Here is a 17,270-nt window from a genome sequence, read left to right on the forward strand (position 1 = left end):
CCTGTGACACGCGGCGGAAGTGCCTTCGCGTCGGGTGCCACCCACGGCCCGGTCACGTACGACGTGGAGCGCTCGTCGCCGCGTCTGCCCCTGACCGCGGTGGGCGCGCCGCGAGCCCTCTTCGCCGAGGGCTTCTTGGACGACGCCGCGCTGGTGGGCCGCCTCGTGCCCGGGTACGGCGTCCTCGCCGCCCTGGCGCTGTTCGCCGCCCAGGCGGTCTTCAGCCGCTGGTGGCTGGAGCGGCACCGCTACGGGCCGGTCGAGTGGGTGCTCCGCGCGGTCACCCTGGCCCGGTGGCCGCGCTGACAGGAGACGCGGGCCGCCAAGAGGTCCCTACAAGGCACAGCCCCCGGGTCGGTGACCTGGGGCTTTGCCGTGGAGCGGAGACGGGAATCGAACCCGCGCCCTAAGCTGGGGAATCACCGCCGCTCGGAGGCGCCGCATTCACCGGCGAGGGCGGTACGGGCCCGCCGGCGTCCTTCGTCGCCGCGCCCGCCCCCCCCGCCGTGAATCCGCGAATCCGTGGATCACTCACCTCAGCACCAGGAGAACCCGTGACCGACAGCAAGAACATCAACAACCCCGTGGGCCAGGGCGGTGGCCAGCGCAAGAGACTGTCCCGCGCCGAGCGGCAGAACAACGGTCCGCATCGCAACTTCGACCGTCAGAATGCCGCCGACCGCAAGGCGGAGCTGGTGCGCAAGATGCGTGAGAAGACGCATGGGGCCGAGGACGCCGGGCAGGCGGACGACGGCACCGCGCAGAGCTGACGACGGCGCGCCGGCCGGGCCGCGCGGCGGCGGATCAGATCCACTCCCGCCGCGCCGCGCGCGGTGGCGCTACGCCCGCCGGCGGCCCGCCCGCAGGCCGGTGTACGCCGCCCCGGCCCACAGCACGGCCGCGCAGCCGATGCCCGGCACGGACTGCCAGACGTTCTCGGTCGCGTCCGGCAGCAGCGTGGCCAGCGCCGCGAGGCCGATGGTGGCCAGCATCGCGGCGCCGACCCACCGCAGCATCGGGACGCGCAGGCTCCGGGCCATCGGGAAGAAATGCGCGCCGACGACCAGAGCCGACCAGGTCGGCATCAGCTCCGGGCGGTGCAGGCCGGTGCGTATGCAGTTGTTGCCCGCGCCGAGGGCGACGGCCTCGACCAGGACGACGGTGAGCGCACCGCAATGGCTGGCTGCTCCAATAGCAACGGGCGAGGTGGCGGCCCCGGTGAGTGGAGCGCGGTCAGGGGTGCGACGGCCGCGAGAGATCTGGGTAACACAAAAGGCCCAGGTCGCCGACCTGGGCCTTCGTTCAAGAGCGGATGACGGGAATCGAACCCGCAGGCATAGCGCACCGCTCCGTCGGCGGGGAAGGGCGCCGGCCCGTCGCCGGTCGGGTTCAGCCATTCGCGACAGCCCCCGACAGGTCCGGACAACGACGAAGGCCCCGGTCGCTGACCGGGCCGTGGCCGAAGTCATGTACCAGGACATGGCCCCGTACGGAGGCTGGAAGGCCGTTGTCCGCGACCACGACCCCGGAACGGGTACGGCGGTGATGCCGGCGCCGGCCCGAGCCGTGACGGAGTCGCGAAGCCGTCGTAAATGCGCTGCGCGAAGCGGGTGTCCCACGTCGTTGCGGCCGACGTTCTTGGTCGGTGGGTCGATCATCAGGAAGGTCGGCGGGTCGCCGTCGTGGTTGGTGAGCAGGTAACGCAGCAGTTGATGTGGTAGCCGACGGTGACCGCGGCGCGAGTACCGCCCCGCCCCAGCCCGGGACTCGCCGCTGCCCGCTCCGGCCGTATGGCGGCCGGCCGTGGGTTGGGCCGGGAATGGTCTTGAGGTGCGGACTTTCTTGCTCTCTTACCTCTGCCGTCCGCTGGTCACCCCCGCTGCCCGCACCCCGCGGCGCGGCCTTTCGGCCGGCGGATTCCAGGGAAGGCCGCCCTCGGTGGCTCACGGCCGACACCGCTGCCGTGCGGGCTTCACCGCTGTGCGGGAACCTGTCCCCCGCGGCTGACCGCTGTGGCGGGCTGGGGCCGACCGTCACAGCGACGGCCCGCCGACCGCCCGGCGCTTCGGGCGGGTGGCGTCGACCTGGTCAGGCCCCGACTACTGCCGGCATCGGTCGTCCTTGTCTCAGGCCTTCTCCGGGGGCGTGCCCGATTCGGCGGCACGCCGGTACTCGGCGTTGATGCGCTGGGCCTCCTCGAGCTGGTCCTCGAGGATGATGATGCGGCAGGCGGCCTCGATCGGGGTTCCCTGGTCGACGAGTTCGCGGGCGCGGGCGGCGATGCGGAGCTGATAGCGGGAGTAGCGACGGTGGCCACCCTCGGAGCGCAGCGGCGTGATCAGGCGAGCTTCGCCGATCGCACGGAGAAAGCCCTGGGTGGCACCGATCATCTCGGCAGCTCTGCCCATGGTGTAGGCGGGGTAATCGTCGTCGTCGAGACGGTCGTACGAGTCGTCTGCTGTCATTTGCACCTCTCCGTGAAACGCATAGAGGGGCCCTGGTGCCAGTACTGGCACCAGGGCCCTGAAGGAACTACTACACCACCTGCCGGCCCTGATGAAGCGCCGGCCTTCTGTGTCCGCTCACCCGGCCTGGTCGCTGCCGGGGTGCGGGGATCGCAGTTGCTTGACCGAAGACCACCTCACTATCGATGTCCTGCGGTACCCGGACTCGAGACCTCCGTCCGGGCGATCCTGATGGCGCCGCGTTCCTCCACTTCCCTCGGTGATCGACTTCTTGCCGTGCGGATACCGCGTACTGCTGGTGACACGTACGACACAGCGACCTGAGGGAGCGTCACCGTTGCCGCGCCCTGGTGCGCGCGTCCGCAGCCCGACGCCTTCACCAGGGGTACCGCCCTGCTGCTCTCACGGGTACCGCTTCCACCATGACCGCGATCCCGCACATGGAGGCCCCTGCTCACTCCGGGCCGCCCAGTCCGGCCGCCAGTTCCGTCGCCATCCCACGAAAAGCCCTGGCTTCGAAACTCCACGGCCGCACTGTCCTGATCACTGCGACTACCTGTACCGCTTGCCGGCAGTTCATCTCTGCCGACCCCATTGTCTCCGTGGGTTACGAGAAGAAACATAGGCCATCACTTCGCCAATGTCTACCTTGGCCGTGTTAGATATTCGCGTGTCCGGCCAGGAGGTAGGGGGCGGCGGGCGGGAGCGTCCAGTGATCGCGAAGGCGTGCCGCCGCTGCGATGCGTGCGCCCTGCCGGGAGGACGACCGGCGGGCGGGGGGAGGCCGCTCGTAGGATCGCTCTCATGTCGAAGACTGACGAGCTGCTTGTTGAAGTCGCCAGGCTGATCGAATCCGGGCAGAGCAACCAGATGTCCCTGACCGTCGTCACCGGGGGTGCTGTCATCACGGGTCGGCTGGCGCCCGAAGCGGTGTGGCGGCAGCGGGTCTCGGAGGTTCTGGCGGACTCCGAACGCCTGGCCGAGTTCTCCGCCGCCTTCGCCGCCGGGGGCGGGCACGAGCCGCCCACGCACCTGCACTTTCACATGGCCCGGATTCTGCAGGGCATGGTGGGGATCCCCGAGACGGGCGGAATGTACCGGGTCTCGATCGCGGACATCAGCGCCTGGACCATGGGCGACGTCACGTACTTCGATCACTGACCTCGCGCGAGGCACAGCTCCGTACGGGCCGTACTTCCCCGAAGGCGCCGATATGTCCGTCCACGACCGGGAACACCTCGGTGCAGTCGCAGCCGGGCTCAACGGCCGCACACGCGAAACGCTCGGCTGGGAAACCCCGGCCGAGCGCTTGCGTCAACTGCTCACGGACTGAGCAGCGCGATCTCGTGTGGCGACGATCCTGTGCTGCGACGATTCCTGGAGACCGCCATACCGGTCGAGCCTTCACGGCTGCCCGGGAGTCAGGTCATGGCCGCCCCGTGGGTCCGGTCAGGCCGCCGGGGCACCGGGCGGCGAGGCGTACCGGACGGGGGTGGGGGCGGGGGCATAGGCAGGCGCGGTGCTCTGAGGGAGGCCGCGACAGGTGAAGCCGAGTTTGGTCATGGCGAGGACGACTTCACGGGCGGTGAAGTCGCGGCGGTCCTGACGGGTGAGGACCTGGCCGACCTGCTTGACGGGATAGGTATGGTGCCCGATCGTCACGGACTCCCCGGCGATCTCCTCGGGCTGGATGCCGTGCATGGAGTCCAGGACGCCGCTCTTGGTGAGCTCGAAGGGAAAGCGTGCGATGACACAGCGCATGATGCCTCACAGGGGGAGGGGAAAGGGGATGGTTCCGTCGTCGTGGGCGGTTTGTACGGGGACGGGGGTCGGTGCGGGGGTGCCCGAGATGTCGTTCTGTTCACCTGGGACGGGTGGGGCGGGGAGCCCGCGGACACGCAGGGGTCGACCGGCCGTCACAGGGGCCGCCGAGGTGAACGGCCGCGGTCGTCGGAGAGGTCGCGCAACTGGAGCCGGTCCGTGTACGCGGGGCTGTCGCGGACGGTGGCGAGTTGGGTTCGGGTGACGAGGCCGGTGCGCTGATCGTCGTTGTCGCAGACGAGGAGGAGTTCGGTGCGGGCTCCGGCCATGACGGCCAGGGCCACCTCCACGGTCATGTCGTCGCACACCTGCGGTCCGGGCGTGTCCGCGGTGTCGGTGCCCGTCGGGCGGGGCTGCATCTGGACCAGTGTCACAACGTGCCTCCTGAGGAGATGAGTCGGCTTCCGGGTCACGCGGCGCTCAGGCCGCCGTGCCGGCGGAACGCCGCTTGCCGGAGCGCCTCGACGGCGGGGCGGAAGCGCGTCGACCGTGAAGCTCCGGCTCGCGCGGTACGGCCGCCGCGGTGGAGGTGATCCTTGTGGCCGGCCGGCGAGACCACGTTGACGACGACGAGCTGCCGTGCATTCGGGGGTTCATCCGGAACCTTCCTGATGCGGCGCGTAGCGAGAATTTCGGCAGAGAAGAATGCGCCGAAATTGCCGGAGTGGACGAATGCGCATGCGGAAATCAGGCGATGCGGGTTCGTGGGCAGCAAGCCGATCAGCGGTGGGCGGGGATGACGGCCGAGGTGCACGTGGTGTGGTGCACGTGGAGGTCGCGCGAAATGCATGCAGCTGGGGCCCGCACCCCGAAGGATGCGGGCCCCAGCTACGTATTACGCGTCAGCGTCAGGCGGGAACGATGTTCTCGGCCGTCGGGCCCTTCTGGCCCTGCGCGATGTCGAAGGAGACCTTCTGCCCCTCCTGGAGCTCGCGGAAGCCCTGGGAGGCGATGTTCGAGTAGTGGGCGAACACGTCAGGGCCGCCACCATCCTGCTCGATGAAGCCGAATCCCTTTTCCGCGTTGAACCACTTCACAGTGCCAGTAGCCATGTCATTTCTCCTTTGGGCAGTGCAGCGGCATCCACACTTTGTGGATACCGTGTCGCCGCGATGATTCCCTGCCCGGAAAATGACCGGAATGCAAAACGCTTCCCTTCGGCATGCGACCGACGGGGCGCCCTAGGTTTCGGGTACCAAAACTGCAACTGATTCGACAGTAGCATGTCGATGCCTTCCGTGCGTGATCCGAATTCATACCCGCGTGGTGCCGGGAGAAACTCTCTCGGTAATGCTGGCGAGAATCTCGGTCGGCGAGTTCAGGTATTCGCTCTTCCGAATGCGACGTTCGGCCGTCCGGCTCACCCCGGCTCGGCCTCCTCGTGACCGCCTCGCCCATCGGCCCCCGGAGGCCATCCCCGGCGGAACCAGGGGCGAGAGGTGCTGTGCGGCCTTGACGGCGCGCACTCAGGCGGTCGAGCGGGGCGGCGCGGAGGCACGCGGGCTCTGAGAGGTCTGGGCAACGACGAAGGCCCAGGTCGCTGACCTGGGCCTTCGTTCACGAGCGGATGACGGGAATCGAACCCGCGCTATAAGCTTGGGAATCACGACGTCCTGGGCGCCAATAGGGCCTCTGACCTGCGGACAAGCCTCTTCGCAGGACGTTCCGAGGGGTTCCGCCCGCACCCCTGGTGACCGCTGTTCACCGCTGTTCACCGCCTTGAAGGGCACGGATGGGGCACGTGACAGATCTCCTGTCGAAGTCCACGGGCATCGAAGTCTCCAGTCGGCAGGACGCCCGGGGAGACGCTCTCCCTCACAGCCGGTCCCACTCGGTGCGCGGTCCCGGCGGTCCCGGAGGACAGCGGTCGCGTCGTAGGTGTCCGTCTGCCTCGTTCGGGTGGAATCTTTCCCCCTTGCCGGGGATCGGTGCTGGTCACATGGGGTGAGAGGGGCGCGTGGCTCGTTCCCCGGCCCCGGGCGGGAGGCGTTGATGGGGACGTGAGTACTTCAAGCGCCGCCCCGCTGCGGGCGTTGCTGGCCTCGGCAGCCGACGACGGCTGCACCGGCCTCATCCTGGACACCTCCCGGGTCGCCTTCCGCGACTCCGGCTTCCTGGCCGTCCTCGACTGGTGGCCCCGGCAGGGGCGCCGCCTCAGACTCGCGAACCGCTCCCGGGCCGTTCGGCACCTTCTGGCCGCCGCTGCGCCAGCACGGCGGCGGCGGGCCCATGCCGGCTCCCCGACGGCGGCGGGCCGGTCATGACGTTCGTACTCCTGACCCGCGTCCCGATGCCCGCAGCGGTTCTCCTTGCGCATGGGGAGCCTCGCGAACCGGGGCACCGCCGTCCCGCCCCACCTCCGCGACCCGCACCTCGCAGGACTCTGATCCACTGCCGCCTGGCGCCGCCGCTCCTCCGTGCCATGCAACAGCCGACGGAAGGGGTGGGGGCCGCGGCAGCGCGCGGGCCCCGACGGCGGATCTCCGGGCCGGCGCCGACTGGCGTCGGCGTACCGGCCGGTGCCACGTCGGGTGCGCGGGCTTGGCGGTGGTCGTCACAACGGCCCCGGCGCATTCACTCCGTCGGGGCCGCCCTTCCGGATCGTCACACGTGAGCGTGCTCGATCCGTGTTCAATTGTAGGACTTCTCGGCCGGGCGGGCCGGGAGGCGAGAGCGGGCCGCCGGGGTAGCCCGGCTCAGCCGCGCTCTTGTTCCTCGGCCTCCATACGGCGGATTCCCTGGTGGGTGAGGGAGACCATCGCGGGCGTGTTGCCCGGTTCCCAGTCGACGGTGATCAGGCCCTCGCCGGCGAGGTAGGCGCAGGCGGCGGCCAGGTCTTCCTCCGGGATACGCAGGTCGTTGCGCAGCTTCCGTCCCGTGATGCCGAGGAGCCGGTTTCCTTCGGTGGCTTCGTAGAGGGCGGTCAGGACCCGCTCGCGGTAGAGCTGTCGCTCGTGGAGTGTGGCCATGACCGAGTCCTTTCGTCGTGTGAAGGCCCGGTTCCGTTCAGATTTCGTCGACGTGGGTGCCGGTGAGAGGGGACGATCTGCTGGTGGTGAGCCAGGAGCGGGCGGGCTCTGCGGCGGTTTCGGTGTCGACGGTGAGGTGGAGCCGGGTGCCGCCTTCGGGAGCGGGGTAGCTGCGCTGTTCCGTCCCGGCGAACGAGCGGCGGATCACCTCGGCGACCGTGCGGGCGGCTTCGGGGGTGGCGGCGACGATGCGGATCTCGGCCTGTCCGGCCGAGGGCAGGGCCGCGGTGTCGGTGCGGTACAAGGGGTGTGGTCCCTTCGCGGGTGAGCGAGAGACCGGCGGGTGGGTTGTCCCGGGTGTGGGGTGCCCCACCCGCGGCCTTCGGTCGGAGGAGTGGTCTCTGGAGCGGTCAGGGCCAGGTGCCCATGGCCCTGCGGCGGGCAGCTTGCTCTGTCGGCGTGTGGGGGCTGTGACCGGGCGGTCGGACGATGGCCGGGAAGGGGTCGCTGTAGTGGCGGGCGGCGATGCGTGCCTCGTGCTGGGCGTTGAGCCGGTGGACAAGGCGCGTGCCGAACGTGATCAGCACAGCGACGGCCGCGAGCGCGATCAGGGTCTCCATGTCGTCACCACCGCGTGTTCTTCGGCAGCGGAATCATCCGCGCGCCGACGACCGGGTGCCGGAGGGGCGGCAGGGCGGCCCCTCCGTCCGTCTCCCAGGCGTCCTCGCTGCTGCGGGCGTCGCGCATACGGCGGCCGGTCGCGGCTTCGTCGGACATCAGGACACCAGCTGTGAGGACACTGCCGGGGACCGCGGCGGCCGCCATGAGCCGGGTGGCTGCGGCGGGTTCGGTCTCGGGCGGTATCACCAGCAGGTCGACCCGGCCGACTGTGTAGGAGAGAAGGATCATCTTGTCGGGATCCTGTTCGGTGAACCAGCCGACGTGCACGGTATGCCCGGTGGCAGGAACCTTGTGCGGGACGACGGGCCAGCGGGTGGGGTTCACCGTGGCGCGTGTGATGCGTCCGAAGTGGTGCTCTTCCAGCGCGTCGACCAGGGGTGGAAGCTCAGCGGCGAGGTCACGCGAGCGAGGCCACCAGGCGCCGTCCAGGAGACCGGCGAGTGTGGTCTTCGGCGTCAGCGAAAGGCGCGCCGAATGCGAGGGTGCGAGGGTGGTGGTCATGATCGCGGACCCGTCTCCGGGTCGCCCTGCAGGGCGACCCAGTGTCTTGATCGCCGGAAACGACGTCCGCGTGGGAGCGGGTGTTCGAGTTACTCCCGGTACCTTCAGCCTACTCCGCGCCGGGGGCGGACGAGCGGTCTCCGTCCAGCCGCTTTCCCGGGCCGGGAGCATCCGCCCAGGTCGGCGGTCGCGGGCGTGACCGCGGGCACGCGCGTACCGTGACGCCTCGGCGGTGTCTCGCCGGCCATGAGGTGCCGGCAGCCCCGCGCGGACAGGCGGACCACCAGGGGTGAATCCGGCAGCTCCTGCCGGACGAGTTCCACCGAGTGGTCAAGCCCCGGCACGGACCTGCTCCGGCGGCAGACCGCGCGGTGCCTCGGAGGCGTTCCCGACGGTGCGTGGTGGCCCCGTTCCCGGGATGTCGCGACCGAACTGCCCGCCTGGCAGAGGTGCTCACCCTCGCACCTCAGCCCCCTCACGGACATCGGCCTGGACACGCGCGCCCGGCAGGGCCCTCATCACCCTTGGCCACGAAGACCACTTCGCCCTCTTGGCGGTGCCCCCGGGCACGCCACCCGACGCCGTGGCTCGTGCGGTCGACGTCGGCAACCTCACCTTGCGGCACGTCCCTCCGTCACCCGCGCCACTCGACCAGGAGGAGCGTGGAGTCGTCCGAAGTGGCTTCGCCGCGTGCCCGTTTGAGGGTGTGGGACAGGTCCCGCGCCACCGCGTGTACCTCCCGGTCCGCCCTGTCCAGCTGATTCACCCAGCCGATCAGTTGGTCCTCGCCGAACTCCTCCTCGCCGCTCTCGTGTTCCTCGATCAGCCCGTCGGTGAAGCAGAGGATCCGGTCCCCGGGTTCGAGCGCCACTTCGCTGACCCGTGGCTGGTCTCCGCCGAAGCCGACGGGGAGGGTGGTGGGGCTGTTCAGGCGGCGTACGACGCGGTGGTCGCGGATCAGCAGGGGGGCGGGGTGTCCGGCATTGACCCACTGGAGGCGGCCGGTTCCGGTGTCGAGCCGGAGCATCTGCGCGGTGACGAAGTGGTCGGGGGCGAACTGCTCGGCGACGGCCCGGTCCATGAAGAGATAGATCTCGGACAGCTCGACGCTGATGCGGCGGGCGTGCCGGTACGCGCCGATGGCGACGGTCGCCATGGTCGCCGCGTCCAGGCCGTGGCCCATGGCGTCGATCATGGCGAGGTGGAGGACGTCCCCGTTCAGGGCGTAGTCGAAGCTGTCGCCGGCCACGTCGTAGGCGGGTTCCAGGACTCCGGCGACTGCGACGCGGGACATCCTCATGGCGAGCGGTGGCAGGAGGGACCACTGGATCTCGGCGGCGACGCTCATCGGTTCGCCGCGCCGGGCCTGGAAGAAGAGGTCGGTGTAGCCGTTCTTGGTCTGCAGCGTGGCGGCGGCCAGGGCCGCGAGCCTGCGCAGGAGGCGGCGGGCGTCGTCGGCGACCGCGTCCAGGGTGACGGCCAGGACGCCTGCCTGGTCGCCACCGTCCAGCAGCGGGGCATGGACCCGTACGCCGTCGGCCACCGGCACCTCGACCGCGCGCGAGGTGAGGAAGCAGCGGCCGGCCTCCGTACCGTCGATGGGCACGGGATCGCCGTCCTCCAGTCCGTCCCCGGCGAGGGGGACCAGATTCCGCTGCCCGTAGTCCTGGAGCAGGATCCGCACCTCGCGGCCCCCCATCCGGGCGACCGTGTCGGCGAGGGCCGGCCCGACCCGGTCGGGCGGCAGCCTGTGGACTTGGTCCAGGAGCCCGCCCAGCAGCATCTCCCCGAAGCTCTCCGCGCGGTCGGGATCCCCGTCGTCTTCGTGGCGTCCGACGGTCATCCGGGGCCTCCAGGCAAGCAGCGGGGCGGCACGTCCTGTATCCGTTGCCGGGGGGCCGGATCGGACGGCAAAGCGGTGTGGCTTCCAGGATGCTCCGCGGCGGCCGGGGCCGCCACGCGCGCCCGCCGGCTCCGGCCGCCCGGTCAGGGTTCCCAGGCGTGGAGCCCGGTACCGCTCAAGGGCCGGCTGGTGGCCAGTCGGGACCGTCCCGGCCCGGCGGTGCGGGTGGCGTCGACGGCGAGATGGAGGCGGGTGCCCTTGCCCCGGGCGGGGTAGCCGCGCTGCTCCCCGCCGACGGGACGGTGGCGCAGGATGTCGGCCACTCCGCGGGAGGCGGAGCCGATCCGGATTTCGGCATACCCCTGGCAGCGGGGCCTCGGCTTCCGGCTCGTTGCGGTCCAGAGCGGCACCGTCCTTCCCGCCCTTGCCCGGACGACCGAAGTCAGGCGGTACGTCTCCGTACGCGCACGGTACGTCCGAAGCCCGGGCGCCGATCGGTTCCCCAGCGGAGGGCTGCGCGCCCGCACGTCCCCCGGGGTACGGTGAAAGCGCGGGGCCGCCGCCCCGCCCGCCGGCCCGGCGTCCGCTGTGGCACCGGCCGGGCGGAAGCGGCACCACCCGTGGACGGGCGGACCACCATGACCGACGCAAACGTTTTCCCCCACCAGGTCCCCGCGCCCCCGCGCCTCCTGCCGGACGAGATCCACCGCTCGGTCGAACCGGGCGCCGCGCTGCTCCGGATGGAGACGACGGGGTCCCGGCAGAGCCTTCTGGACGGCGCGTGGTGGCCGCGCTCGCGTGACGTCGAGCGGGAGGTCCCGCCGCTGCTCACCGCCCTGACCGAGTACCTCGGGCCCGTCACCCGGGTCGGCCTGGACGCCTCCGCCTGGAACGGCATCCCGACCCGCCTCGTCGTCGACGGCCGGGTCGTGCACCTCGATTCCTTCCCCGTCGGCGACGACACCGTCCTGATCACCCGCGGTGACAACGACCACTTCTCCTTGATGGTCGTCCCACCGGACACACCACCGCAGGCCGCCCGCACGGCCATGGCACGCGCCGTCGACGCCGACAACGCCAGTCAGGCCGCCGAGATCCTCCTCGCCGGGCCGCCTCGGTCGGCGGGTCCGCCGACCGGGGCGGCCTGATCAGAGGCCGACCGGGGCGGCCTGATCAGAGAGGGCAAGGCTCAGACGAAGCCGGAGGCGCCGCGGTCCGTCGCGAGGAGGACGAGGGGGAACAGACGCAGAGTGCCCGTGATCTCGAACAGGCGCCGGATCTGGAAGGGAAGCGGCCCGACGAGGACGAGCCCGGCGGGTCCGCGACGCGCCTCGACCAGTGCGTCGAGGAAGGTGGAGTCCCCGAAGCCCACCCGGGAGACATCGAGCAGGATCCGCTCGGCGTCGTCCCGGCGGGCATCGCCGAGCGCTTCGCGCAGGCAAGGGACGGTGTCGGAGTCGAACTCGCCCGCCGCGCGGAGGAACCACGTCGAGGGTGTCTCGCTGCCCGCACGCTCGACGCGTGCGTATCCGTTCACCGCTCGGTAGACGCGCCGCGTGGAGTGAAGGGAGACACGCGGCGCCTCGCTGCTCGGGATCCGTGGGTTGTTCGCTTCCATCACGATCAGACCCCCTCACCGGTGTGAGCTGGTCGGAGGATCCGCCGGTTGCTTCTCCAGTGTGCATCCCCGCGGCATCGTCTGTCAGCGGCGGAGGTCGATCCGGGCATGGACGGTCTTGCCGCTCCCGTGGCACACCACGGTCGGCTCGCTGGTCAGACGGGCGATGATGCCCCAGCCGTATCCGCCGTCCCCGTCAGGGCTCGGGCTCCTGGGGACGCGGTGGTTCGCGGCTGTGATCGCTCACGTCGATGTCCATGGCGTCCGGTCGCAGGGCGAGGTCCACGGAGCATCCGCCCCCGGCATGACGCACGGCGTTGCTCACCGGTTCGCTGACCACCAGCATCGCGTCGGCCTCGGTCACCTCGCTGACCGCCTTGCCCGCCAGGAGGGCATCGGCCACGAGGCCGTGCATCTCGCGGCGTGCCTCGGCGGCGGCCCACGGGCCACGGATGGTGCGGTGCCGTCGAATCGAGGCCGCCATGTCGGTCCTCTCCGCGAGCGAGTGCGCCGGCTCTTACGGGGCCGTCTGCCCGCATTCGGGCTCGTGGGGACGTCGGGTGGTGCGCCGTGAGACGTCGTGCGAACCGGCGCGCGGCTTCTGACGGAGGGCATGACCCGCCGGCAGGCCGGCCCGTCCGATGTTCCGCGGCCGAAGGCTCCCCTGACCATGAAACGCGCCTCCGCGCCGAGACGGCTCCGGGAGGGGGCGGCCCGTATGCGGACCGTTCTGCCCCTGCCCCGGGCCGGGAACCCGCGCGATGCTGGGAAGGAGGAGGACTCGTCGCACGTACAGGATCCGCGCAGTCCTCCGGGTGACCTGGAGAAGTCCTCTTCTTGTCGCCGCCGTCGGCGGGCCTCGCGCGGGCGTGACGTGGTCCTCGTTCTGAGGAGCGGTGTCGTGGGAGTGTTGATCGTGGTTCTGATCGTGCTGGCCGTGATCGCCCTGGTGGGGCTGGCGATGGCCGTCAAGATCGTCAGGCAGTACGAGAAGGGCGTGCTGTTCCGTTTCGGCCGGCTGATCGGTGTCCGGGAGCCGGGGCTGCGGCTGATCGTGCCGTTCGTGGACGTTCTGCACCGGGTGTCGTTGCGGATCGTCACCATGCCCATCCAGTCCCAGGGGATCATCACCCGCGACAACGTCAGCGTCGACGTCTCCGCGGTCGCCTACTACCGCGTCGTCGACGCCGTGAAGTCGGTCATCGCCGTCGAGAACGTCAGCGCGGCCATCAACCAGATCGCCCAGACCACCCTGCGCAAGGTCGTCGGACAGCACACCCTGGACGAGACCCTCTCGGAGACCGACCGCATCAACGTCGACATCCGCGAGATCCTCGACATCACCACCGCCGACTGGGGCGTCGAGGTCACCCTGGTCGAGCTGAAGGACATCCAGCTGCCCGAGAGCATGAAGCGCGCCATGGCCCGCCAGGCAGAGGCGGAGCGGGAGAAGAGGGCCAAGATCATCAGCGCCGAGGGCGAATCGATGGCCGCGGCGGCACTCGGCGACGCCTCCGACACCATGATGTCCCACCCGCTCGCCCTCCAGCTCCGCAACCTGCAGAGCCTGGTCGAGATCGGGGTGGACAAGAACAGCACCGTCGTCTTCCCCGCCCCTCTCATGAGCACCATCGGCGAACTCGGCACCTTCCTGGCCCGCGAAACGGCCGCCGCCGCACAGCAGGACAAGACTCCGGCGGACATCACCGAGGACACCGCTGTGCGGTCTCCAGCGGACGTATCCGCCAAGCCCTCCTGACGGCCGGAGCGGCCGCCCCGAAGACCCCGGGCACGGGAGGCGCCGACCGTGCAGCGCTCCTGAGCGGAGCCCGAGGCCACCGCGCCCGCGACCGGTCCCCGGAGTACGCCCGGGTCACGTGCCGTCCGCCGGTCCGCGGGTCCGGGAGGACCGGGGAAGCCGTTCCGATATCCCGGACGGTGGCTTCCGGCCGGAGAACGAGAGAGGGTGGAAGCAGCCCCTCGGCGGGCAGACAGGCGCGTTCCCCGTTCCGTCCCGTCCCGGCACCGCCACGGCACACCGCCGCTCGGATCACGCCCACCGGACGCACGAGACCAGGCGTTCCCACGGCCGGTACCTACGCGCTGATCAGTCCCGACGGACTGCACTTCCACGAAGGCGTTCCCGGCACGCCGGTCCGGATCGGCGGCCTGCCCCGCACGACTCCCTCCACCTTCAGCATCCAGCACGCCGGCTGGGGCGGCCCCGGCCTCCGGCCACACCGCCGCCGCTGACGGCCCCGTCGGCGCCCACCGCTTCAACCGCGTCGCCTCGTCGGTCGCGTCCGTGCTGGGCGGGCCCGACCAGAGCATCCTCGACGGCCTGGTCATCTGGGGGGAACGGGATGAGCCCGGCTCAGGACCAGCCATTCCCTGCGGTCTCACCGAAGCGCAACAGCACCTCATCCAGGACGTGCACCAAGCCGTCCTCAAGGACGCCGGCATCGACGGGCGCGGAGAAAGGAACTGACCGACCGAGGCGGCCTTCTGCTCCGGGCCGCATGGAGAGGTCGGGCGACAACGACGAAGCCCCAGGTCGCAGACCTGGGGCTTCACAGAAGAGCGGATGACGGGAATCGAACCCGCGCTATAAGCTTGGGAAGCTCATGTTCTACCATTAAACTACATCCGCATACATGCCGCTCGAAGATCGAAGCCGCATCGTCGCACACTGTACCCCATCCCACATCTCGGGTGAAGTTCCGACACACCGGGTGCCGGGTCGGGCGGGGTCCTGTTGATCCCCTAATGTGGCTGTCTCGTCCACCACTTGTCGGGGAAGGGACTTGATGGGTTCGATGGAGCGCACCGTCGTCCGTTGTGCCGAGGGGCACGTGTTCAGTACCGCTTCGTTCCCGCTGCAGCGGCTCGGGGCCGGGCGGCTGGGGCCGGGGCGGCTGATCCGCTGTCCACAGTGCGCGCGCTTGCGGCATGCCGTGCGGCTGGAGCTCGAGCAGCGCTGAGGTAGAGGTTATCCGGGGCGTGGGGCCTTCCCGATTGGGGGAGCTCCGCGCCCTCTGCGTATCGTGGGAGGGTGCTTCTCTCAGACAAGGACATCCGGGCCGAGATCGACGCAGGCCGGGTGCGTATCGACCCGTACGACGAATCCATGGTGCAGCCCTCGAGCATCGACGTGCGGCTTGACCGCTTCTTCCGGGTGTTCGAGAACCACCGCTACCCGCACATCGACCCCGCGGTCGAGCAGGCCGACCTGACCCGCCAGGTCGAGCCGGAGGGCGACGAGGCGTTCATCCTGCACCCGGGCGAGTTCGTGCTCGCCTCGACCTACGAGGTCATCTCGCTGCCGGACGACATCGCCTCCCGCCTGGAGGGGAAGAGCTCGCTCGGGCGGCTCGGTCTGGTGACGCACTCGACGGCCGGGTTCATCGACCCCGGTTTCTCGGGGCACGTGACCCTGGAGCTGTCCAACCTCGCCACCCTGCCGATCAAGCTCTGGCCGGGGATGAAGATCGGGCAGCTGTGCATGTTCCGGCTCAGCTCGCCGGCCGAGCACCCTTACGGGAGCGAGCGCTACGGGTCCCGGTACCAGGGCCAGCGGGGGCCGACGGCCTCCCGTTCCTTCTTGAACTTTCATCGGACCCAGGTGTGAGGCAGCCGGCATGACTGAAGTACGCGAGAACCTGACGTACGAGGGCTTCGGCCTCGCCGTCCGTGAGCTGGCCCAGACGATCGCCGACGACGGCTACGAGCCCGACGTCGTGCTGTCCATCGCCCGCGGCGGTGTCTTCGTCGCCGGCGGTCTGGCCTATGCCCTGGACTGCAAGAACATCCACCTCGTGAACGTCGAGTTCTACACCGGCGTCGGCACCACGCTCGAGATGCCGGTCATGCTCGCGCCCGTCCCGAACGCGATCGACTTCTCCGACAAGAAGGTCCTGATCGCCGACGACGTCGCCGACACCGGCAAGACGCTCAAGCTCGTGCACGACTTCTGCAAGGACCACGTCGCCGAGGTCCGCTCCGCCGTCGTCTACGAGAAGTCGCACTCGCTCGTGAAGTGCGAGTACGTGTGGAAGAAGACCGATGACTGGATCAACTTCCCGTGGTCTGTTCAGCCGCCCGTGGTTAGCCGCGCGGGCCAGGTCCTCGACGCCTGACGCGGGCTCCCCGAGACATGCGAAGGGGCCCTGCCGGAACGTTCCGGCAGGGCCCCTTCGTCGTTGCACGCGTCAATGAAGCGGGCCGTATCGGGCGGCCGTCCTACAACGTGCCCAGCTTGATCAGGCTCAGCAGCGCCACCAGCTGGATCGCCGACGCGCCCAGCGCCTTCGGCCACGGCAGGTCGTGCGAGCGGCTCACCATGGTCGTGAACAGCGCGCCCGCCGCCAGCCAGGTCAGCCAGCCGAGGACCTGGACCACCGCGTTGTCGCCGCCCATGAAGAGGGCCACGAGCAGGCGCGGCGCGTCCGTGATCGACATGATCAGCATGGACAGGCCGACGGTCGGCTGCCAGGAGCCGTCGCCGCCGAGCTGGCGGGCCAGCGTGTGGGTGACCATGCCGAGGACCAGGCCACCGATGACGAAGCCGACGCCGGTCAGCAGGATGTACGGGACGACCGTGGACAGCGTCGCGTTGATCGCGTCCTCGCGGGCCTGGTCGAAGCCGAACACCGCGAGCAGGCCGTACAGGAACGTGACGGCGAGCGCCGGGCCCCAGACCGCGTGGTCCCGCATCTGCAGGAACGTATCGGCCGGGCGCGTCACGATGCCGCTCAGCAGCGCCTTCCAGGGCAGCCGCGGGCCGACCGGGACGGGCGCGCCGCCGGCCTCGTACGTGCCGCCGGCCTGGTACGCGCCGGCCTGCCCGTACGGGTCCTCGTTGATGCTGAAGGCCTGGGTGTGCCCCGGGTTGTTCGCCGCGTAGTTCTGCTGCGGGTGGTGCGGTGCCTGCGGGGCGTACGGGTCGCCGAAGTACTCCGGCTCGCCGTGCGCGGGCCCGCCGCCCTGCTGCTGCCCCTGCGGCTGTCCCCACTGCACCGGCTGCTGCCGTGGCTGTTGCCGCGGTTGCTGCTGTTGCTGCGGGTACGACGGCGGGGGCGCCTGGTACCCGTACGGCGCCTGCTGCGGTTGCTGCGGTTGCTGTCGCGGGGGGCCGCCTGCCCGGCCGCGTCCGTTCCTGAATCCAGCCACGTGCATGAACGTACCCCGTCCGGGCGTGACCTGGGCCTTCCGGGGCAGAGTGCGGCAGAGCTGTGACATCCCCTAGGGGGTTGCTCCGGGCACCCAGGGGACTTCCCCGAGCCGCCCGGGAGAGGTTCCCGAGCAGGTTCCCGAGCTGCCCCGAGGACATCCCTGAGCAGCGAGAAGGGCCCTGTCCGCGCTCTTCGCGCGGG

At 70.4% G+C, this 17,270-nt stretch carries 24 protein-coding genes, 1 tRNA gene and 1 pseudogene; 10 read left to right on the forward strand and 16 right to left on the reverse strand.

Annotated elements, in window-relative coordinates; genetic code table 11:
- The first annotated feature begins 3 nt into the window (after positions 1-3).
- Positions 4-306 carry a DUF418 domain-containing protein gene (locus tag ABZ693_RS05455; RefSeq protein WP_359873634.1) on the forward strand — a complete coding sequence of 101 codons (303 nt, stop codon included), beginning with the start codon at positions 4-6 and terminating at the stop codon, positions 304-306.
- Positions 307-554: 248 nt separating this feature from the next.
- Positions 555-770, forward strand: coding sequence for a DUF6243 family protein (locus ABZ693_RS05460; RefSeq protein ID WP_359873636.1), 216 nt, complete (start codon positions 555-557; stop codon positions 768-770).
- Between the two features lie 69 nt (positions 771-839).
- On the opposite strand, the gene ABZ693_RS05465 is transcribed toward ABZ693_RS05460, so the two are convergent.
- Both ABZ693_RS05465 and ABZ693_RS05470 read right to left on the reverse strand, forming a co-directional pair.
- On the reverse strand, positions 840-1,085 hold the full coding sequence (locus ABZ693_RS05465; RefSeq protein WP_359873638.1) for a hypothetical protein: 246 nt from the start codon (positions 1,083-1,085) through the stop codon (positions 840-842).
- 1,041 nt (positions 1,086-2,126) lie between these two features.
- Positions 2,127-2,465 (reverse strand): MerR family transcriptional regulator, encoded by a 339-nt coding sequence (locus tag ABZ693_RS05470; protein ID WP_359873640.1) that lies wholly within the window; start codon positions 2,463-2,465, stop codon positions 2,127-2,129.
- Between the two features lie 804 nt (positions 2,466-3,269).
- On the opposite strand from ABZ693_RS05470, the gene ABZ693_RS05475 reads away from it, so the two are divergent.
- Complete coding sequence (locus ABZ693_RS05475; protein WP_359873642.1) at positions 3,270-3,626, forward strand: hypothetical protein; 357 nt, start codon at positions 3,270-3,272, stop codon at positions 3,624-3,626.
- Between the two features lie 31 nt (positions 3,627-3,657).
- Positions 3,658-3,798: pseudogene (locus ABZ693_RS05480) on the forward strand (IS30 family transposase); the annotation flags it as partial.
- Positions 3,799-3,914: 116 nt separating this feature from the next.
- Here ABZ693_RS05480 and ABZ693_RS05485 read toward each other — a convergent pair.
- The 4 genes from ABZ693_RS05485 to ABZ693_RS05500 form a co-directional block, all read right to left on the reverse strand.
- Positions 3,915-4,226 carry an SCO5918 family protein gene (locus ABZ693_RS05485; protein ID WP_359873644.1) on the reverse strand — a complete coding sequence of 104 codons (312 nt, stop codon included), beginning with the start codon at positions 4,224-4,226 and terminating at the stop codon, positions 3,915-3,917.
- Positions 4,227-4,381: 155 nt separating this feature from the next.
- The gene (locus ABZ693_RS36155) at positions 4,382-4,660 is read right to left on the reverse strand and encodes a CBS domain-containing protein (protein ID WP_435842351.1); all 279 of its coding nucleotides are present in this window, start codon (positions 4,658-4,660) and stop codon (positions 4,382-4,384) included.
- Positions 4,661-4,695: 35 nt separating this feature from the next.
- Entirely contained in the window at positions 4,696-5,001 is a 306-nt protein-coding gene (locus ABZ693_RS05495) for a hypothetical protein (RefSeq protein WP_359873988.1), read from the reverse strand.
- Positions 5,002-5,134: 133 nt separating this feature from the next.
- Entirely contained in the window at positions 5,135-5,338 is a 204-nt protein-coding gene (locus ABZ693_RS05500) for a cold-shock protein (RefSeq protein WP_359873646.1), read from the reverse strand.
- A gap of 948 nt (positions 5,339-6,286) precedes the next feature.
- On the opposite strand from ABZ693_RS05500, the gene ABZ693_RS05505 reads away from it, so the two are divergent.
- Positions 6,287-6,550 (forward strand): STAS domain-containing protein, encoded by a 264-nt coding sequence (locus ABZ693_RS05505; protein ID WP_359873648.1) that lies wholly within the window; start codon positions 6,287-6,289, stop codon positions 6,548-6,550.
- A gap of 432 nt (positions 6,551-6,982) precedes the next feature.
- Here the strand turns inward: ABZ693_RS05505 and ABZ693_RS05510 are convergent, their stop codons facing one another.
- The 4 genes from ABZ693_RS05510 to ABZ693_RS05525 all read right to left on the reverse strand — a co-directional run bounded on the left by ABZ693_RS05510 (position 6,983) and on the right by ABZ693_RS05525 (position 8,437).
- The gene (locus tag ABZ693_RS05510) at positions 6,983-7,255 is read right to left on the reverse strand and encodes a hypothetical protein (protein ID WP_283852583.1); all 273 of its coding nucleotides are present in this window, start codon (positions 7,253-7,255) and stop codon (positions 6,983-6,985) included.
- Between the two features lie 37 nt (positions 7,256-7,292).
- Complete coding sequence (locus tag ABZ693_RS05515; protein WP_359873651.1) at positions 7,293-7,559, reverse strand: hypothetical protein; 267 nt, start codon at positions 7,557-7,559, stop codon at positions 7,293-7,295.
- A 106-nt stretch (positions 7,560-7,665) separates the two neighbouring features.
- Positions 7,666-7,875, reverse strand: a complete 210-nt coding sequence (locus tag ABZ693_RS05520; RefSeq protein WP_359873653.1) for a hypothetical protein — start codon at positions 7,873-7,875, stop codon at positions 7,666-7,668.
- 4 nt (positions 7,876-7,879) lie between these two features.
- On the reverse strand, positions 7,880-8,437 hold the full coding sequence (locus tag ABZ693_RS05525) for a DUF5994 family protein (RefSeq protein WP_359873655.1): 558 nt from the start codon (positions 8,435-8,437) through the stop codon (positions 7,880-7,882).
- A 246-nt stretch (positions 8,438-8,683) separates the two neighbouring features.
- On the opposite strand from ABZ693_RS05525, the gene ABZ693_RS05530 reads away from it, so the two are divergent.
- Positions 8,684-9,139: a DUF5994 family protein gene (locus ABZ693_RS05530; protein ID WP_359873657.1), complete on the forward strand. Its 456-nt coding sequence runs from the start codon at positions 8,684-8,686 to the stop codon at positions 9,137-9,139.
- Here the strand turns inward: ABZ693_RS05530 and ABZ693_RS05535 are convergent.
- Positions 9,072-10,280, reverse strand: coding sequence for a PP2C family protein-serine/threonine phosphatase (locus ABZ693_RS05535; RefSeq protein ID WP_359873659.1), 1,209 nt, complete (start codon positions 10,278-10,280; stop codon positions 9,072-9,074). The two genes, ABZ693_RS05530 and ABZ693_RS05535, sit on opposite strands and share 68 nt — an antisense overlap.
- Positions 10,281-10,423: 143 nt before the next feature.
- Positions 10,424-10,603 (reverse strand): hypothetical protein, encoded by a 180-nt coding sequence (locus ABZ693_RS05540; protein ID WP_359873661.1) that lies wholly within the window; start codon positions 10,601-10,603, stop codon positions 10,424-10,426.
- 315 nt (positions 10,604-10,918) lie between these two features.
- On the opposite strand from ABZ693_RS05540, the gene ABZ693_RS05545 reads away from it, so the two are divergent.
- Positions 10,919-11,428: a DUF5994 family protein gene (locus tag ABZ693_RS05545; RefSeq protein WP_359873663.1), complete on the forward strand. Its 510-nt coding sequence runs from the start codon at positions 10,919-10,921 to the stop codon at positions 11,426-11,428.
- A gap of 41 nt (positions 11,429-11,469) precedes the next feature.
- Here the strand turns inward: ABZ693_RS05545 and ABZ693_RS05550 are convergent, their stop codons facing one another.
- Both ABZ693_RS05550 and ABZ693_RS05555 read right to left on the reverse strand, forming a co-directional pair.
- Positions 11,470-11,817 carry an STAS domain-containing protein gene (locus tag ABZ693_RS05550; protein ID WP_359873665.1) on the reverse strand — a complete coding sequence of 116 codons (348 nt, stop codon included), beginning with the start codon at positions 11,815-11,817 and terminating at the stop codon, positions 11,470-11,472.
- Positions 11,818-12,094: 277 nt separating this feature from the next.
- Positions 12,095-12,382, reverse strand: coding sequence for an ATP-binding protein (locus tag ABZ693_RS05555; RefSeq protein WP_359873667.1), 288 nt, complete (start codon positions 12,380-12,382; stop codon positions 12,095-12,097).
- 417 nt (positions 12,383-12,799) lie between these two features.
- Between ABZ693_RS05555 and ABZ693_RS05560 the strand changes: the two genes are divergently transcribed.
- Positions 12,800-13,657: a slipin family protein gene (locus ABZ693_RS05560; protein ID WP_359873669.1), complete on the forward strand. Its 858-nt coding sequence runs from the start codon at positions 12,800-12,802 to the stop codon at positions 13,655-13,657.
- An 820-nt stretch (positions 13,658-14,477) separates the two neighbouring features.
- Here the strand turns inward: ABZ693_RS05560 and ABZ693_RS05565 are convergent.
- Positions 14,478-14,548, reverse strand: a tRNA-Gly gene (locus tag ABZ693_RS05565).
- A gap of 402 nt (positions 14,549-14,950) precedes the next feature.
- On the opposite strand from ABZ693_RS05565, the gene dcd reads away from it, so the two are divergent.
- Together dcd and ABZ693_RS05575 are read left to right on the forward strand one after the other, a co-directional pair.
- Positions 14,951-15,526 (forward strand): dCTP deaminase, encoded by a 576-nt coding sequence (gene dcd / locus ABZ693_RS05570; protein ID WP_359873671.1) that lies wholly within the window; start codon positions 14,951-14,953, stop codon positions 15,524-15,526.
- 10 nt (positions 15,527-15,536) lie between these two features.
- Positions 15,537-16,034, forward strand: a complete 498-nt coding sequence (locus tag ABZ693_RS05575) for a phosphoribosyltransferase (protein ID WP_359873673.1) — start codon at positions 15,537-15,539, stop codon at positions 16,032-16,034.
- Between the two features lie 103 nt (positions 16,035-16,137).
- On the opposite strand, the gene ABZ693_RS05580 is transcribed toward ABZ693_RS05575, so the two are convergent.
- The gene (locus tag ABZ693_RS05580; RefSeq protein ID WP_359873675.1) at positions 16,138-17,067 is read right to left on the reverse strand and encodes a Yip1 family protein; all 930 of its coding nucleotides are present in this window, start codon (positions 17,065-17,067) and stop codon (positions 16,138-16,140) included.
- Positions 17,068-17,270 lie beyond the last annotated feature (203 nt).

It is taken from the genome of Streptomyces laurentii (assembly GCF_040635425.1).
Taxonomy (GTDB): domain Bacteria; phylum Actinomycetota; class Actinomycetes; order Streptomycetales; family Streptomycetaceae; genus Streptomyces; species Streptomyces laurentii.

Bases quoted from the DNA above. Each gene is read 5' to 3' on its own strand.
- ABZ693_RS05465 (WP_359873638.1), bottom strand. From the start codon at position 1,085: ATGCCGACCTGGTCGGCTCTGGTCGTCGGCGCGCATTTCTTCCCGATG.
- ABZ693_RS05470 (WP_359873640.1), bottom strand. From the start codon at position 2,465: ATGACAGCAGACGACTCGTACGACCGTCTCGACGACGACGATTACCCC.
- ABZ693_RS05475 (WP_359873642.1), top strand. From the start codon at position 3,270: ATGTCGAAGACTGACGAGCTGCTTGTTGAAGTCGCCAGGCTGATCGAA.
- ABZ693_RS05485 (WP_359873644.1), bottom strand. From the start codon at position 4,226: ATGCGCTGTGTCATCGCACGCTTTCCCTTCGAGCTCACCAAGAGCGGC.
- ABZ693_RS05500 (WP_359873646.1), bottom strand. From the start codon at position 5,338: ATGGCTACTGGCACTGTGAAGTGGTTCAACGCGGAAAAGGGATTCGGC.
- ABZ693_RS05510 (WP_283852583.1), bottom strand. From the start codon at position 7,255: ATGGCCACACTCCACGAGCGACAGCTCTACCGCGAGCGGGTCCTGACC.
- ABZ693_RS05520 (WP_359873653.1), bottom strand. From the start codon at position 7,875: ATGGAGACCCTGATCGCGCTCGCGGCCGTCGCTGTGCTGATCACGTTC.
- ABZ693_RS05525 (WP_359873655.1), bottom strand. From the start codon at position 8,437: ATGACCACCACCCTCGCACCCTCGCATTCGGCGCGCCTTTCGCTGACG.
- ABZ693_RS05530 (WP_359873657.1), top strand. From the start codon at position 8,684: ATGAGGTGCCGGCAGCCCCGCGCGGACAGGCGGACCACCAGGGGTGAA.
- ABZ693_RS05535 (WP_359873659.1), bottom strand. From the start codon at position 10,280: ATGACCGTCGGACGCCACGAAGACGACGGGGATCCCGACCGCGCGGAG.
- ABZ693_RS05545 (WP_359873663.1), top strand. From the start codon at position 10,919: ATGACCGACGCAAACGTTTTCCCCCACCAGGTCCCCGCGCCCCCGCGC.
- ABZ693_RS05555 (WP_359873667.1), bottom strand. From the start codon at position 12,382: ATGGCGGCCTCGATTCGACGGCACCGCACCATCCGTGGCCCGTGGGCC.
- ABZ693_RS05575 (WP_359873673.1), top strand. From the start codon at position 15,537: ATGACTGAAGTACGCGAGAACCTGACGTACGAGGGCTTCGGCCTCGCC.